Origin of the sequence: Pontibacter korlensis (genome assembly GCF_000973725.1) — a bacterium.
In the GTDB taxonomy this organism is placed as follows: Bacteria; Bacteroidota; Bacteroidia; order Cytophagales; family Hymenobacteraceae; genus Pontibacter; species Pontibacter korlensis.
Genome location: NZ_CP009621.1, coordinates 4,444,424 through 4,460,319 on the forward strand (window position 1 = coordinate 4,444,424; position 15,896 = coordinate 4,460,319).

15 protein-coding genes are annotated in these 15,896 nt (G+C 46.0%); 3 read left to right on the forward strand and 12 right to left on the reverse strand.

What is annotated here, in order from left to right; translation table 11 throughout:
• Window positions 1-218: 218 nt before the first annotated feature.
• Entirely contained in the window at window positions 219-1,265 is a 1,047-nt protein-coding gene (holA, locus tag PKOR_RS19140) for a DNA polymerase III subunit delta (RefSeq protein WP_046312808.1), read from the reverse strand.
• Between the two features lie 210 nt (window positions 1,266-1,475).
• Between holA and PKOR_RS19145 the strand changes: the two genes are divergently transcribed.
• A complete protein-coding gene (locus tag PKOR_RS19145; protein ID WP_052738959.1) occupies window positions 1,476-2,624 on the forward strand; it encodes a hypothetical protein in 1,149 nt (382 codons plus the stop codon).
• A gap of 75 nt (window positions 2,625-2,699) precedes the next feature.
• Here PKOR_RS19145 and PKOR_RS19150 read toward each other — a convergent pair whose 3' ends face one another.
• The 6 genes from PKOR_RS19150 to PKOR_RS19175 form a co-directional block, all read right to left on the reverse strand.
• Window positions 2,700-4,001, reverse strand: a complete 1,302-nt coding sequence (locus tag PKOR_RS19150) for a TlpA family protein disulfide reductase (RefSeq protein ID WP_046312810.1) — start codon at window positions 3,999-4,001, stop codon at window positions 2,700-2,702.
• Window positions 4,002-4,149: 148 nt separating this feature from the next.
• The gene (locus PKOR_RS24525; protein ID WP_084694846.1) at window positions 4,150-4,659 is read right to left on the reverse strand and encodes an RNA-guided endonuclease InsQ/TnpB family protein; all 510 of its coding nucleotides are present in this window, start codon (window positions 4,657-4,659) and stop codon (window positions 4,150-4,152) included.
• 101 nt (window positions 4,660-4,760) lie between these two features.
• Window positions 4,761-5,363, reverse strand: a complete 603-nt coding sequence (locus PKOR_RS24530) for an RNA-guided endonuclease InsQ/TnpB family protein (RefSeq protein ID WP_158453803.1) — start codon at window positions 5,361-5,363, stop codon at window positions 4,761-4,763.
• Between the two features lie 10 nt (window positions 5,364-5,373).
• Complete coding sequence (locus PKOR_RS19165) at window positions 5,374-6,693, reverse strand: serine hydrolase domain-containing protein (protein ID WP_046312816.1); 1,320 nt, start codon at window positions 6,691-6,693, stop codon at window positions 5,374-5,376.
• A gap of 98 nt (window positions 6,694-6,791) precedes the next feature.
• A complete protein-coding gene (locus PKOR_RS19170) occupies window positions 6,792-7,622 on the reverse strand; it encodes a S41 family peptidase (RefSeq protein ID WP_046312818.1) in 831 nt (276 codons plus the stop codon).
• Window positions 7,623-7,834: 212 nt separating this feature from the next.
• Entirely contained in the window at window positions 7,835-9,181 is a 1,347-nt protein-coding gene (locus tag PKOR_RS19175; RefSeq protein WP_046309334.1) for an IS110 family RNA-guided transposase, read from the reverse strand.
• Between the two features lie 527 nt (window positions 9,182-9,708).
• On the opposite strand from PKOR_RS19175, the gene tyrS reads away from it, so the two are divergent.
• Entirely contained in the window at window positions 9,709-11,010 is a 1,302-nt protein-coding gene (gene tyrS / locus PKOR_RS19180; RefSeq protein ID WP_046312820.1) for a tyrosine--tRNA ligase, read from the forward strand.
• A 76-nt stretch (window positions 11,011-11,086) separates the two neighbouring features.
• On the opposite strand, the gene PKOR_RS19185 is transcribed toward tyrS, so the two are convergent.
• Together PKOR_RS19185 and PKOR_RS19190 are read right to left on the reverse strand one after the other, a co-directional pair.
• Window positions 11,087-11,281 carry a histone H1 gene (locus PKOR_RS19185; RefSeq protein ID WP_046312822.1) on the reverse strand — a complete coding sequence of 65 codons (195 nt, stop codon included), beginning with the start codon at window positions 11,279-11,281 and terminating at the stop codon, window positions 11,087-11,089.
• Between the two features lie 105 nt (window positions 11,282-11,386).
• Complete coding sequence (locus PKOR_RS19190; protein ID WP_046312823.1) at window positions 11,387-12,625, reverse strand: aminotransferase class I/II-fold pyridoxal phosphate-dependent enzyme; 1,239 nt, start codon at window positions 12,623-12,625, stop codon at window positions 11,387-11,389.
• Window positions 12,626-12,835: 210 nt separating this feature from the next.
• On the opposite strand from PKOR_RS19190, the gene accC reads away from it, so the two are divergent.
• Window positions 12,836-14,335 (forward strand): acetyl-CoA carboxylase biotin carboxylase subunit, encoded by a 1,500-nt coding sequence (gene accC, locus PKOR_RS19195; RefSeq protein ID WP_046312825.1) that lies wholly within the window; start codon window positions 12,836-12,838, stop codon window positions 14,333-14,335.
• A 336-nt stretch (window positions 14,336-14,671) separates the two neighbouring features.
• Here accC and rplT read toward each other — a convergent pair whose 3' ends face one another.
• The 3 genes from rplT to infC all read right to left on the reverse strand — a co-directional run bounded on the left by rplT (window position 14,672) and on the right by infC (window position 15,857).
• Complete coding sequence (gene rplT / locus PKOR_RS19200) at window positions 14,672-15,016, reverse strand: 50S ribosomal protein L20 (RefSeq protein WP_046312827.1); 345 nt, start codon at window positions 15,014-15,016, stop codon at window positions 14,672-14,674.
• A 101-nt stretch (window positions 15,017-15,117) separates the two neighbouring features.
• A complete protein-coding gene (gene rpmI, locus PKOR_RS19205) occupies window positions 15,118-15,312 on the reverse strand; it encodes a 50S ribosomal protein L35 (RefSeq protein WP_025605954.1) in 195 nt (64 codons plus the stop codon).
• Window positions 15,313-15,335: 23 nt separating this feature from the next.
• A complete protein-coding gene (infC, locus tag PKOR_RS19210) occupies window positions 15,336-15,857 on the reverse strand; it encodes a translation initiation factor IF-3 (protein ID WP_084694848.1) in 522 nt (173 codons plus the stop codon).
• Window positions 15,858-15,896: the final 39 nt, after the last annotated feature.

The following is a 15,896-nucleotide window of genomic DNA, read 5'->3' on the forward strand; positions in this document are numbered from 1 at the left end:
TCGCCCCAGTGGGCACTTCAATTTGTTCTGATTAAAGGAGTATCTATAATTCCCCGGGACATACCTTGCCGCCTAAAATACCTCACTCAAAGTTAGTAATTTTTAGAAAGCGGCCACCCCGTTTACCATTTTTCTAATGCAAGGGCTGAGATATGGCGGAACAACTATACAATGGCAGCAGTCACAAATTATTGTGTCAGGCTAAAAATTAGTACCTTCTAAGAGGCGATAGCACGCGGAACAGGGTGCAAAATTTTAAACACCAGCTCGCGCAGTATATCAGCGTCGCTCATGTCGCCCCCGCTAATGCCTTTTACCTGCAGGTCGGCTACTCTAATGAAATGAATAATGTCGACACAACGCTGCAGAGGATATGTGCGCATGGCCTGCATATAGTCCTTCACCTTCCAGGCTTGGTTCCCCAAACTTTTTTTCAGCCCCGGCTCCGACTTGTCCGCCTGGCTATGCAGTGTTAGCAGTTTGGTGAAAAAGGTAAAAAGCATTGTCAGGTTCGGGATAAGCGGATTGTTTTTAGGATTGGCCTCGAAGTATTGGATAATGCGATTGGCTTTTAGTGGATCTCTCGCAATCAGCGCTGCCTGCAATTCAAAGATGTTATACTCCTTGCTAATCCCTACATTCTCCTGTACGAGTCCCTCGTCCACGGTAGCCCCTGGCTTTAGGTTAATAAGTAGCTTATCGATTTCGTTGGCTAGCCTGGAAAGGTCAGACCCGATAAACTCGCTCAGCAACAGTACAGCCTGCTGCGTTGCCTTCATGCCTTTATTCTTTAAGTAGCCATTCACCCAGGCAGGCACCTGGTTGTCGTACAGCTTTTTAGTAGTTAGAAGTATAGCATGCTTCTGCACTGCCTTCGCCAACGATTTGCGGCCATCCAGTGACTTGTGCTTGTAGCAAAACACAAGTATAGTTGAGGGTAGCGGGTGCTGCAGGTAGGCTTCCAGTTGCTTCATCCCCTCCTCCTTTTCAATATCCACTATGCTCTGTGCTTCCTTTACAATAACCACCGACTTATCAGACATCATCGGGAAGCGCTTGGCTTGCAACAATATAGTAGAAACATCTACGTCTTTTCCATACAATACCACCTGATTAAAGCCCTTCTCATGCTCCTGTAGTGCGTGCTCCTCAATGTAATCAGCAATGGTATCGATGTAATATGGCTCTTCCCCTTGCAGAAAGTATACAGGGGCAAATTGCCTTTGTTTAAGCTGCTCTAAAATGCCTTCTGGTGTGTGGGCCATGTAGTGTAGGTGTAGCAGGTAAAATACGGAGGCTTAATGCAGCCTCTTCACTCCCACAAATTTAAAGGTTCGCCACGAAAGTTGAAGTATAAACCCCAGAATAATGGTAAGCCCCGGTAACAGAACTCAAAAGCAGGCAAAGGTGTTTCTCTACATACAGCTGTAGTACCTAATATTGCCTTATTACTTAGCTGCTTAATTCATAAATACATGATCTTCAAAATAAGAAAAGCAAAATATGCCCAGCGTAGCAGGCAGTTTGCAAAGCAGGTAGCTCTTTGGGGGTTGGTTACACTGATACTTATGAGTATGTTATCGGCTGGCAAGCCTGATACAGGTGTGGCACCTATAGTACTTAAAGCGGAGCCCCTGCCCTTTACACCTAAAGAGTTTTATGTGGCTAGTGTCGTGGATGAGCGTGCTCGGCGCAAAACGATGGCACATATCATACCTGCCCCTACCCCTGGCATCCCTACATCTACCACTGCTGTACCTGTAGACCTGCAGGGCGGTGGCTTTAAATCTGTTCAGAACTTCATCAGCAAAGGGCTGCGTCGCAACGAGAGCCTACGGCCTGTCGTGATAAGACTAAAAGAGTGCCAGGTAACGGAAGCCCCAGCGGAAAAAGGCCGTGTAGAAGGGCGTGCCGTAGTGGCCATGGTTTTTGAGCTGCAAAGCGATGGTGAGACTATACCTTTAACAGAATATAAAGGAGGCATCAAGTATAACAGGCCAGCCAGTCAGTTGGATGCAGTAGAGCCTGCCTTGCGTCAGTCGCTTACCGGCGCACTCTCTTTTTTCAACACCTGGATAGAAAAAGAAGCCAAGTCCAACCCGCGGCTGGCAAAGAGCATTAAAGTTTTTTTCAATGACTATGAGGCTGCTTCCGCAGCTGACACGGTTTTCTATTCTCCTGTTCGCCCTCTTAATTGGGATGACTTTGTAGGTAGTCCTTCTAAACCTAGCAAGTATGCAGCTGCTATTTTCCCTAGTTTCTCCTATGAAGGACGCACTGAGGTTGTAGACGGTATATTACACCTGTACCTGGACATGAAAGTGTATATGCTGCAGAGTTCATCCTGGGTAAGACCTGGTTCCAAAGACGGCTATAGCCTGAATCACGAGCAGAAGCATTTTGACTTGGCAAAGCTGGTAGCAGAGCGGTTTAAGCAGAAAATAACACCAGACATTCTTACTGTAGCTGACTATAACAGCATCATACAGTATCATTACATAGAGTCGTTCCGGGAAATGAACCAACTGCAGGAGCAGTATGACGCAGAAACGCAGCACGGCCTAAATCAAGCGGCACAGGAAAAATGGAATAAGAAAATAGCAGAGGAGTTAAATAAGTTGTAGGGAATGGCTAGTATAAAAGACGATTAAGGCGTAGCAGAAGTTAAACTTCTATACTAGCCATTAGCTGCTGCTCCTTTATTTAATTAGCTCGGCCAGTACTCTTTCGAGTTCTTCACCCTTTATGTCTTTATGCATCACTTTCCCCTCTGGCGAGACAAGAAGCGTAGAGGGAAAACTTGTCACACCGTGCTGTTCTACAATCTCATCGGACAAAACCTGTGACCAGGTGAGCTCATGCTTTTCTATCAGCTTTGCCACATCTTCAGGTTTTGACTTTCCGATTATTCCTACAATTTCAAATTTATTCTTAGGATACTGAGCGGTTAAAGCCTTCAACCTTGGAAACTCCGCTAAACATGGACCGCACCACGTGGCCCAGAAGTCTAACAGAATGTATTTGCCTTTCAACTGCTCTGTTGTAATCTCTTTTTCCGTCTTGAAATCTCTTGCCTTGAAGTCAAGCGTAGCGAATCCAACCTGAGCTGATGTAACTTTGTCAGGATGCTCAACTTTTCTTAATCTGGCTAAACTCTTTTTGCCATCAACACCCAGATACTGATACAAAACGTCTCCCAAGTAAAAATACTGGTTAGGTCGCACAGGGACAGACATGTCTACCGTCTTGTTCCTTGCCTTATCTGGTAGTACTACCAGCTTATTATCCTCTTCATTTAGCCCCTGTGATATGAAACTGCCACTTTCTATTGCAATCCCATAATCCTTGCCCTGGTTATTGATTGTGGCGGTATAATGTCTAGAAATGTTGTAGTATACATAATCTCCCTCAGGTGGGCCCACTATTGATAAGGGGAACGACTCATCCACTATATTCCCATTGGCAAAGCGCTGGTAATTTACCTGTACAGCGTTATCTGCAAAACTTTTATACTTCTCAAAATCAAACGGCTCGGCGTATGTGAGAAGCGGCCGCGCCTTTTCGTCAGAGAAATCACTGTCTGAGTCTGAACCAACAAGCAGCACTTTGTTTCCCTTTTCATCCTGACCTACTATGGCATAGAAGGAGACCTTCAGAGGCTTCTTAGAAAGTTCATTTTCATTGGGTACATATTTTAAAAGCTGCATCTGCTGGTCGAAAAGCTCTTTTGTGATCTTCTTACTTATAAAGTTTTGGTAGAAGAATTGCTTCTCGTCTAGTATGAAGTGATAGCGCCTCACATTTTTAAGGTTCTTTGGGATACCCTTCAGGTCTGACCTGTAGGTGTTGTCTTCTGCCTCTGCCATTTTGCCCACAAATGCTGGATTAAACACGCTGTAACCATGGGAAACGGCCAATGGCACTTCAAATACTTCCTGTGCGAACGTATCTAGTGCAAGCCATACGAGTATCAGCAGGAGGAAGCAAGACTTCGTTTTCATATTTTATGTTTGGAGTGATATCTAACATTCTTGTACAAGAGGTGAGCGAGGAAAAGCTGAAGGTTTACTCATGTACCGTGTTTTGACACTCCTACGCCTAAAGGCAGTAGGATTCTTGGGCTACCTCGCTACTGCGACTGTATATCTCTCAAGCTGAAACGGTCTGCCCGACCGCCTTATTTCTTATATTACTAGCTGCGTTCACATCCCTGTCTAAGACGTGTCCGTTAGAACAAGTCCAATACCTGTCTGATAGTTTCAGGTCGGTGTTACGCCAACCACATACCCAGCAGTCCTGAGAGGTATGGTGGGGGGCTACCTTCACAAGCTCCCGACCATACCATTTGGACTTGTATCCCAGCATCTGCACGAACCCATGCCACCCGGCATCGCTGATGCTTTTGGCAAGCTTATGGTTCTTGAGCATATGCTGTATTTGAAGCTGTTCAACAACAATCGCTTGGCTCTCGCGAATGAGTTGCGTGCTGAGTTTATGGTGGAAGTCCTTGCGGGTGTTGCTCACTTTCAGGTGCAGCCTGGCAAGTTTGCCGGCAGCCTTTCGCCTGTTACTACTACCTTTCTTTTTTCTTGATACAGAACGCTGCGCTTTCCTTAGCTGGTGTTGATACTTGTACAGGTGCCTGGGGTTGTCCACCACCTAACCGTCTGAGGTGACCACAAAGGACTTGATACCCATGTCCAGCCCCAACACGTTTGTCACTGGTGGAAGCGGTGCTATCTCCACCTCACAGCACAGCGTCACATGCCACCCATCAGCTTCCCTGACCACGCTGGCTGTCCTGATAACCCCCTGCACATCCTGTGACTTCGGTATTTCACCTTGCCTATCCTGGGCAGTTGTACGGTACTTGTATTTTGATGCAGCTTCGCACCCTGTTTAAATGTGAACGAGCGATACTGGCCTCGCCTGGCGAACCTGGGGAAGCCCTTGCCCTGCCTGAAGAAGCCATCGTAGGACCTGAACAATCTATCTGTCACCTCCTGTAAAGTTTGTGAGTGCACGCACCCGATCCATTCCACGTCCCTGGCAATGGCTGCAAGTTCTTGCTGCATCGGGTTCTTGGATACGGAGATTTGATAGTTGGTCCAGAGTTGCCTCTTGTAGTCCAGACACAGGTTGTAGACATACCGGCACGAGCCGAGCCACTGAGTGAAAACCTGTGCCTGCGCCCTGGTGGGTTTGAGTCGGAAGCGGTATGTCTTGATCTGGTTCACGGCTGCTTTTGGCGCCTTGCCCGGTGCAGGGCATGTTTGCTGCAGCAAAGGTAACAGCCGGCAAGTGCAGGCGGTAGAACATAGGGTAAGATCGAACCCAACAAAAGTGAAGGAATGTCGCACCACATCGAGTGGTTCAAAAGAAAACCAAATTCATCCCTTGGCTAAAGCCCCTAGTGCGAGGGCTTTCTTTGGCATTTAATCGTAAACCACACAAGTAGGCGTTTTCACTTTTAGAGTCTTTCCGCATATTCCATTCTTGTAAGATAACAGCAACAACTTTTTGCTCGGGTATTATAAGAATGTGTTGGCCGCCTTTGCCCCTGGCTGTGTAAATCAATTTATCGTTGTGCTTTAAAAGCCACCATGAGAAACCATATCCTACTTCCTGATAGCAGCCTAAGGTGCGAAAAGCTTTGCTTTCACTTGTGTAATTTGTGAAGCTCTTTTCCACCCACGAAGAATCCAGAAGCTGTACTCCATCAATCTTTCCTTTATTAAGGTACAATTCTCCAAACCTGGCTAGATCTCTGGCTGTGAAATAAGTCTCATCTCCACCACTATAGTAGCCATTTACTTTCCGCCAGAAACCACACTGGATTCCAAGTGGTTTGAATAGCTTCTCTTGAGCAAATTCTTTTGTTGTGGTCTTAGATGACTTCGTTATCATCGCAGAAAGCACCATCTGAGAGCCAGTGAAATACTTGAACTCTTTTCCCAGTTTATTCTCCGAGACTTCTTCGTGTAAAATAACTTGTTCTACATTCTGTGGGCCATCCCACCCTGTGAATCCTCCCCGCATGGATAGCAAATGGGCTACTGTTAATTTTCCCTTAGAAGGATTAAGAGTACTCTTGTGATACTCCGAAAATAGGGGCAAAACGCAATCGTCTTCAGACCTTATATAGTTTTCCTGAATTGCTAAGCCAGTCATGGCAGATGTGATGCTCTTAGTAACCGAATGGACGTTGAATGCACTATACTTGGTGGCTCCTTTCAGATATTTCTCCACCACTAACTTACCTTCTTTGATTACGACCAAGCCTCTAAGCCTTTCCCAATCATCAATTTCTTTTAGGTATTGCTCTATGTCATCCTGATTATAACCAGCACTTACTGGTGTTGCCGTTTGCCATGTGTAGGGCTCGTGGCTGACTTCAAAAGACTGTGACTCTGTAAAGGGCAGCGAAAGGTTAAGCGGATGCCATTCGAAGAAGTAGTTCATACTATTTACCACTAACATTAATATGGCTGCTGATGCCACGCCAAGAACTGCTTTTTCTTTCCGATGTCTCTTCCAAATTAAAAGTACAGCGGTAAACAGCAAGACAAGCAAAACCAACACGTACTCAATAGCATTGGGATAGGGTAAATAGAAGTAGTCATCTTTTATTTTATAGGAGATGGCTATAAAAAGTGCGGTAAGTAGTATAAACGTGATGCAAAATTTTCTCATTTGTTGTGGGGTGACTTATAACGGAATGGTATAGCAGATTGCAAGGCCTCAGCCTTAGCATGACTGCTATACTTGGTTATACTAAGTAATATTTACTTTTAGCCTTTATCGATGAATTTTATGGCCTTTTCTATGTAAAGCTTATCGTTCTCAGACTCGTCCTTTGATAGGTTTTCCAGCCTGATGTCTGGAGCTATACCTTCTCCTGGCGTAGCATATTCCATGTTGTTCCTGTCTATGTAATTGCCTTCGGTTAAAACAAGATAAGCTCCGTCAGACAACTCATGCTCACTGTTTGCAGATGTTACCCCCTGAGTGTTTGTGCCAATCAACATGGTGTTGCGTCTGCCTATAAAGGTGGTGGCTATAATCTCACCTGAGATGGCTGTTTTTCTACTAACCAGAACTGCCACTGGCTTCCTGCGGCTTTTGATTCTGTTGGGCTTTACTGCCATATCAAAGACTAACCTGTCATTCTCATACACCCGCCCTTTTTTATAAATCCAATAGGTGATTTTTCCGTCAGCATCCTTCCATCCTATACATTTGTCCTTCTCAACGAAAGGACCTATTCCTTCCGACATGGGCTGGAACATTCCTCCATCATTTGCCCGTAGGTCAATGATCCAGCCTTTTGGCTTTTGCTCACCCAATTGCTTGATGGCTTCCTGAATAGAGGTTGCGTATTCTCTTTGCTCTTCAACTTTGATGACGCCAAAAGCTGGAAGTTGAATGTAAGCGTACTTGTTGTCAATTATCTTGAACTTAGGCGTAGGAAATATCATACCCATAGCTCTGTAGCCCTGCTTGTATGCTTCTATCTCTTCTGGTAGGTAAAAGCCAGAGTGGTAGTCTTTCAGTTGGTCCAGGGCATCTGCGATGATAGGGTATATTCCCCTGATGTTGTGAGCGCTGCCTGCTTTTATCAAAACTCTAGTATACAGGCTCTCCCAATCAACTTTGTTTTTTAACAGAACGTGCTCTCATGATGTCAAGCGCTTCGGTAACATAAACCCTTAAAGAGTCAGTTTGGGCATAACTTTGATAAAAGACTGTGGAAAGAAGGGTGATAAGCAGGAGTAATGTTTTTTTCATCATCTATTAAGTTTGTTTTATTTGGTACAACTTCTATATAACTCCACTAAGCGGCTTCCATTTTTAGTTCAAAGAGCCTCCGCTCTAGGTATATGATCTTCGCCTGCTTGTACTTTTTCTGATAAGCAGTCAGTTCAACAGGGCTGAACTCCTGCTGGCAAGATACCATTTTGTAGTAAATTGTAGCAATCTTATTAGCCGTGGCCACAGTGGCGTACTTGTTACCACCCTTTGCTTTCATCCGCCTGAAGTAGTCACCGAGCCAGTTGTCGCTTCGCTGCACGGCATTGGCGGCGTTACGGAAAGCCTGGCTTGCCGGGTTTGGCTTCTTTTTCATAAGGGTACTGCTAATAAGCTTCCCTCCTGATATTTTGTTGTTGGGACACAGGTTCAGCCAGCTGGCAAAGTGCTTAGCCGTTTCCCACTTGCTCATGTCTGTGCCTGTTTCAGAGAGAATCTCCAGTGCGGCAATGTCACTGATACCGTAAATGGCCATCACGTCCACTCCCAGCACTTTTTTCAGGTAGGAGCAGGTGTTGAACGATGGCTTGTTCCTGTTGGCCCTCTTAGCAGAGACGGCCTCACACTCAGGCGCCGCTTCAGGGCGGATTTCCCTATAGTAATGCTCCAGCTGCCTTTCAATGGCCACATCGCACAAGGCGATGCGTTCGGTCAGGTACTTATAACTCATGTAACAGTCCTCCAGCAGGTAAAGCTGCTCTGCGCGCCAGTTGCCCTGTAGGGACTTGAGGATGGTTGCCCTGTCGGCCTTCACCTTGAAGTGGACGCAGGTAAGGAAGTTCTCCGCTGTCCTCTCCCCACTCAGGATGGCCTCAATGATGGCAAGGCCGCTCTTGCCGGTGATGTCGCGCAGCAGCGTGTGCACCTTCACGTTCATCAGCTCCAAGGCCTTCTGCATCCTCAGCACGCATCTGCCTCTATCCTGGGTGAGCGTTCTGCGGTGGCGAACCAGCGTGCGCAGCGCCTCCTGCTGGTCGTCGGGAAGATAGCTGCTGCGGAGCAGTCCGCAACTGTGCAGCTTCTGAATCCAGCGCGCATCATCCTCATCGTTCTTCCTGCCGCTCACGTTTTTAACCTGTTTGGCATTAACCAGGTACACCTCCAGGCCGTGCTGGGTGAGCAGGTTGAACAAGGGTCTCCAGTATACGCCAGTGCTCTCCATGGCCACCGTGTCCACCCCGCATTCGAGCAGCCAGGCGGCGATGGCCTCCAGATCGCAGGTCATCGTCCCAAAGGACCTGACCGGCAGCGTATCCCTGCCCTCGGGTACGGCAACGGCGTGAATGGTGTCTCCCACATCAATACCTGCCGCGTTCGGGTTGGCCAGCTGCATGTTGATGGCACTCTCTCTTGTAGTGGTTTGCTTTTTCATAGGCTTTAATATTTTGGGATAAATACAAAAGCCATTGCCTGCCGCCCAGTCAGCTTACTCTTCTATGCGGGCTCTAACGCCCAGTTTGAAACCAAATGGGGCAGCAGAACCACACTACTGGCAGAGTTCACCCACTCAATGTTAGGAAAGGTCTTGCTGCAAAAGCTCCTGTAACTAATTTTACTGTCTCCCCAAATTTTCGGCTAAAGAACTGAGCTTAAGTTATCATGTCAGAAACATTGGCGGGCCAATACAGGCACTACTGTATAAACGAAAACATACGCTTATCTGCACTATGTGCGGGGGTTGTTAATGTTGTTTGATATTGCTTTCGCACATTAGAAGATCCCTAAACTATACACTCCGTTCACTCAATACCATGTTTCCTTCATGGATAAATGAAGTACTATTACATATTGTTAAACTAATATAGTAAAAATTTAATCATTCCGCCCTTTCCTTCCCTACTCCACCCCAATCTGCTAACTCTTTTTTATATTTGCCTTGAACAGATGAATTAGGTATAGATGAATCTTATTGAAGAACTGCGTTGGAGAGGCATGCTCCATGATTTCATGCCAGGTACAGAAGAACAACTTGCCTCTGAAATGACTTCTGGCTATATCGGTTTCGACCCTACAGCTAAGTCACTACACATTGGCAACCTAGCCACGATCATGCTACTAGTTCACCTGCAGCGTGCTGGGCATAAGCCCTTCGCTTTGGTGGGCGGCGCTACCGGTATGATCGGTGACCCTTCTGGCAAGTCGGCAGAACGTAACCTCCTGGATGAGCAAACCCTGCACGAGAACCAGGAAGGAATTAGAAAGCAACTTGAGAAGTTTCTAGATTTTGACTGCGGTCCCAATTCTGCCGAAATCGTAAATAACTACGACTGGTTTAAGGACTTTAGCTTCCTTGGCTTCCTGCGTGAGGTAGGCAAGCATATAACTGTAAACTACATGATGAGCAAAGACTCGGTCAAGAAGCGCATAAGCGCCGAAGAAGGAGATCGGGTGGAAGGTCTTTCTTACACTGAGTTTGCTTACCAGCTTATACAGGGCTACGATTTCTACCATCTTTACAAGAATAAGGGCCTGAAACTACAGATGGGTGCGTCAGACCAGTGGGGAAATATAACCACCGGAACCGAGCTGATCAGACGTATGGATGGCGGCAAAGCTTATGCTTTGGTAGGCAAGCTTGTGACAAAATCAGATGGTACTAAATTTGGTAAGTCTGAGGGAGGTAATGTGTGGCTAGACCCGAACCTTACCTCCCCTTATAAATTTTACCAATTCTGGCTAAACCTATCTGATGAGGAGGCTGAGAAGCTGATAAAGGTTTATACATTGCTTCCTCAAGAAGAGATTGCACAGATTACTGAAGAGCACAAACAAGCCCCGCACCAGCGACTTTTACAGAAAGCCCTTGCTAAAGATGTTACAATTCGTGTACACTCTGAAGAGGATTACAATTCTGCCGTAGATGCTTCTGAAATTTTATTTGGAAAAGGCGATTTAGAGACGCTAAAGGGGCTTAAAGAGGATGTTTTGCTGTCTGTTTTCGAGGGGGTACCACAGATAGAGGTTGCTCAGTCTGAGTATACCAACGCTGCTACTGTTACAGACCTATTGTCAGAAATCACGGCAGGCCTTGTTTTTGAATCTAAAGGTGAGGCACGTCGCATGATTAAGAACGGAGGTGTGAGTGTAAACCGCCAGAAGGTGCAGAACGCTGATGAGCCAGTTAACTTCGAGTTACTACAGGGTAAATACCTGGTGGTGCAGAAAGGGAAGAAGAACTATTACCTTATTTCCGTTAACTAACTGGTTTTCATAGTAGATACAATAAAAAAGGTGGCCTGAAAAGACCACCTTTTTTATTTATACTGTTTTCAGCTAACTACTTAGCAGATTCAGCTTTATCATTTTTGATGTCCTGAACCTCCTTACGGATGTCCTGTGCCATGTTTTTAAGGTCTTGCATGCCTTTACGTACACGTGTACCAGCAGCAGCATTTCCTTTGTCATAGAACTTTTCGAAGTCGCCTTCCAGGGACATAACCAAGTCCTTCAGTTTGCTAAAGTTGTTGTTCATTAGAGCTATTGTTATAGTGAAACATTTGATTTTATAGCTCTAATATACACATTTGTTACAAACAAGCAAAGATTCAGAAATTTTAATATAAGCCTCTGAGAGCCATTAGGCCGTAACTGCAGGGGTTGAGTAAAGACCCTTGTCTAGCTTTTGTGCAATTTTCTCAAACGCTGTGATAGTCTCTTCAACATCAGCCAGTGTATGGGCAGCTGTCGGGATAAGGCGCAGCATGATCACATCTTTAGGCACTACCGGGTAAACCACGATAGAGCAGAAGATGCTGAAGTTTTCACGCAGGTCAAGCGTAAGCTGTGTAGCATCCGGAATCTGGCCGTTCAGGAACACAGGGGTTACCGGCGACTCAGTTGTACCAATATTAAAGCCTTTTTCGCGCAGACCGCTCTGCAGGGCGTGTACTACCTCCCACAGCTTGTCTTTCAGCTCTGGCTTAGAGCGAAGCAGCTCCAGGCGCTTCAGAGCACCAACAACCAATGGCATTGGCAAAGACTTAGCAAAGATCTGAGAACGCATGTTATAGCGCAGATACTCCACTACCTGCTCGTTAGAAGCAACGAAAGCACCAATACTAGCCATTGACTTCGCAAAAGTAGAGAAGTAAACGTCAATACCGTCCTGGCAACCTAAGTGCTCACCTGTACCGGCACCAGAAGCACCCATGGTACCGAAACCATGAGCATCATCTACCAGCAGGCGGAAGTTAAATTTCTCTTTCAAGTCTACCACTTCACGCAGTTTGCCCAAGTTTCCAGACATACCAAATACACCTTCAGTGATTACCAGAATGGCACCACCTGTGTTTTCAGCCCAGCGAGTAGCACGCTCCAGCTGCTTCTCCAGGCTTTCTATATCATTGTGCGCGTAAACAAAGCGCTTTCCTTGGTGCAGACGCACGCCATCAATAATGCAGGCATGAGACTCAGCATCGTAAACAATCACGTCGTGGCGGTCAACCAACGCATCGATAATGGACACCACACCTTGGTAGCCAAAATTCAGAAGCATAGCATCATCCTTCTTCACAAACTCAGCAAGTTCAGCCTCCAGCTGCTCGTGTAGGTTTGAGTTACCAGACATGATGCGGGCACCCATAGGATATGCCATACCCCACTCTGCAGCAGCCTCAGCGTCAGCCTTACGAACTTCAGGGTGGTTAGCAAGGCCAAGGTAGTTGTTAAGGCTCCAGGTAAGTACCTCTTTGCCTCTGAACTTCATGCGCGGTGCAATCTCCCCCTCAAGCTTCGGAAATGTAAAATAACCGTGTGCATAGTGTGAGTGGCTGCCTAATGGCCCTCTGTTGGTCAACAACTTTTCAAATAAATCCACTTGTGTAATAATTAGGTTATCTGGATAATTTCAAATCAAGTTAGCACCTCACCTTACAGCTTAGGGTAAGGTATAATGCAGCGCAAAGTTATTATTTATTCAATTCATATACAATTGTCGTCCTATACTGTAACGCGCATTTTTAATAGCGTATTTTTAACTTTGGCGTCAAAAGCTTTACTTTGAAGTAAACTAAACCGTAGCATCTGCATGAGAAAAATCAATAAGATACTGGTTGCAAACCGTGGTGAGATCGCTCTACGAGTAATGCGCACAGCCAAGGAAATGGGTATCAAGACAGTAGCCATCTTCAGTGAAGTAGACCGCAATGCCCTGCATGTGCGATTTGCCGACGAGGCAGTGTGTGTGGGTGGCCCTAAATCCAACGAATCATACCTGCGCGGTGATGTGATCATACAAGTATGTAAAGACTTAGGTGTAGATGCCATCCATCCGGGCTATGGTTTCTTATCAGAGAATGCAGGTTTTGCAAAAGCAGTTCAAGATGCGGGGATAATTTTTATTGGCCCATCGCCAGAAGCCATTGAATTGATGGGTAGTAAGCTAGCAGCCAAAGCTGCGGTAGCAAAGTATAACATACCTATGGTGCCCGGCACGGAGCATGCCATTGTCGATGTAGAAGAGGCGAAGCAGATCGCCGAACAGGTTGGTTTTCCGATCCTCATCAAAGCTAGTGCCGGGGGTGGTGGCAAAGGCATGCGTGTAGTGGAGAGTGCAGCTGTTTTTGAAGAGCAAATGCAATTAGCCGTGAGTGAGGCTACCTCTGCCTTCGGTGATGGCTCTGTGTTTATAGAGAAATATATCGGCTCGCCCCGCCATATCGAAATACAAGTATTAGGTGACACCCATGGCAATATCGTGCACCTGTTTGAGCGCGAGTGTTCTATACAGCGCCGACATCAGAAAGTAATAGAGGAAGCCCCATCAGCGGTGCTCACCCCTGCCCTGCGCGATGAAATGGGCCGCAATGCCGTAAATGTTGCCAAGGCCTGTAACTATGTAGGTGCCGGCACGGTGGAGTTCCTGCTGGATGAGAACATGAACTTTTACTTCCTGGAGATGAATACCCGTCTTCAGGTAGAACACCCGGTAACGGAGCAAATTACTGGGCTAGATCTGGTGAAGGAGCAAATTCTAGTTGCCGAGGGTCAACCATTGAATTTTGGTCAGGATGACTTAAAGATCAACGGTCATGCTCTTGAGCTGCGCGTTTATGCCGAAGATCCGGCCAACAACTTCCTACCGGACATTGGCAAGCTGGAAACTTATAAGCGACCACAGGGTTTAGGAGTACGCGTAGATGACGGATTTGAGCAGGGAATGGATATACCAATCTACTATGATCCAATGATTGCCAAGCTTGTGACCTTTGGCAAGGATCGCCAGGAGGCGATTGATAAAATGCTGCGTGCTATTGAAGAATATCAAATAACAGGCATCGAAACGACGCTTCCATTTGGCACATATGTACTACAGCATGAAGCATTTGTGAGCGGCAACTTCGACACGAAATTTATCGAGCGCTACTTTACCCCGGAAGCACTGGAAAAGAAGCCAGATGAGGGTGCTGATGAAATTGCTGTAGCATTAGCTGCCATGCTGATGAACAGCCAAAAGCCAGCCAGCGCTAAAGCAACTACCCTTGCAGCTGACTCCAGCTCTAACTGGCGAAAAAACAGAACAAGGTAAGTACCTTCACATAAGCACTAAGAGGCCCTACAGCAATAACAGACCTGCTATAGGGCTTTTTTTGTCCATTTATAACGTTTCTCAACACCCTGTATCAGGCACAGCAAACACTTAACAAGAGGTTATAGAAGCCTCTGCCACAAGTTGAATGCTGCGGTTAAACTATCTCTCAGACCATTAGTAGTTAGGCTTTTCAGTGGCAAAATTCAATCTGCACATTCTATCCATTCTAACGTCTGCTCTACTTTATTGCTTAATAAGCCACCCATAAGACACTTAAAACAAAAAGGGCTTAGCGCAATGCTAAGCCCTTTTTGTTTTATATCTAAAAGTAAATTACTTTACTTTATCAACGATAGCTTTGAAAGCCTCTGGGTGGTTCATCGCCAGGTCAGCAAGTACTTTGCGGTTCAAGTCGATGTTAGCCTTCTTCAGGCCGCCCATCAGAGCAGAGTAAGACAAGCCGTGCTCACGGGCACCAGCGTTAATACGCTGAATCCAAAGCGCTCTGAAGTCTCTCTTTTTAGCTTTTCTGTCGCGGTAAGCATACTGCAGACCTTTCTCTACCGCGTTTTTCGCAACTGTCCAAACATTCTTGCGACGGCCAAAGTAACCTTTGGCCATTTTCATTACTTTTTTTCTTCTGTGTCGTGCTGCAACGACATTTACCGATCTAGGCATTTTGTTTAAAGTTTTGGCGGCTGGTGAATCAGAAGATTCTTTTTAAAACCAGATACCGGGTTCGTACTAATAATTAACCTAATACTAATTCTGTCGCAGAATTAGATTTTCAGCATGAATTTAACGTTTGCTTCGTCAGCTTTGCTAACAAGGCCGATGTGCGTCAAATTACGCTTCTGCTTCGTCGTCTTCTTAGTCAGGATGTGGCTCTTGTAAGCGTGCTTACGCTTGATTTTGCCAGTACCTGTCAAAGAAAAACGCTTCTTTGCACCAGATTTGGTTTTTACTTTTGGCATGAGTGTATAATTAATTGGAAAAATTACTTTTTAGCAGGCGCATTTTTCGGAGCCAAGATCAGGAACATGCGTTTTCCTTCTAGCTTCGGCAATTGCTCAACTTTTGCCAGATCCTCGAGTGCCTGTGCAAACTTAAGCAGTAGAATCTCTCCGCGCTCTTTGAACACGATAGATCTACCCACAAAGTGCACGTACGACTTGATCTTATAGCCGCTCTCCAGAAAGCCTTTGGCATGCTTCAGCTTAAACTCGAAGTCATGATCATCGGTATTAGGGCCGAAGCGAATCTCCTTGATCACAACCTTCTGCTGCTTAGCCTTCATCTCCCGTGTCTTCTTCTTCTGCTCGTACTTAAATTTCGAGTAGTCGATGATTCGGCAGACTGGTGGATTGGCTGTCGGCGAAATCTCAACCAGGTCAAGATTTTGCTCATTCGCTATTCTTTGAGCATCTCGGGTTGAGTATACTCCTTGCTCAACATTGTCACCAACCACCCTTACTTCTCTGGCAGTTATTCTTTCATTGACTTTGTATGGCTCCTCCACCTTTCCACGTGGGATGTTGCGCCTGTTCTGCGTAGTAGC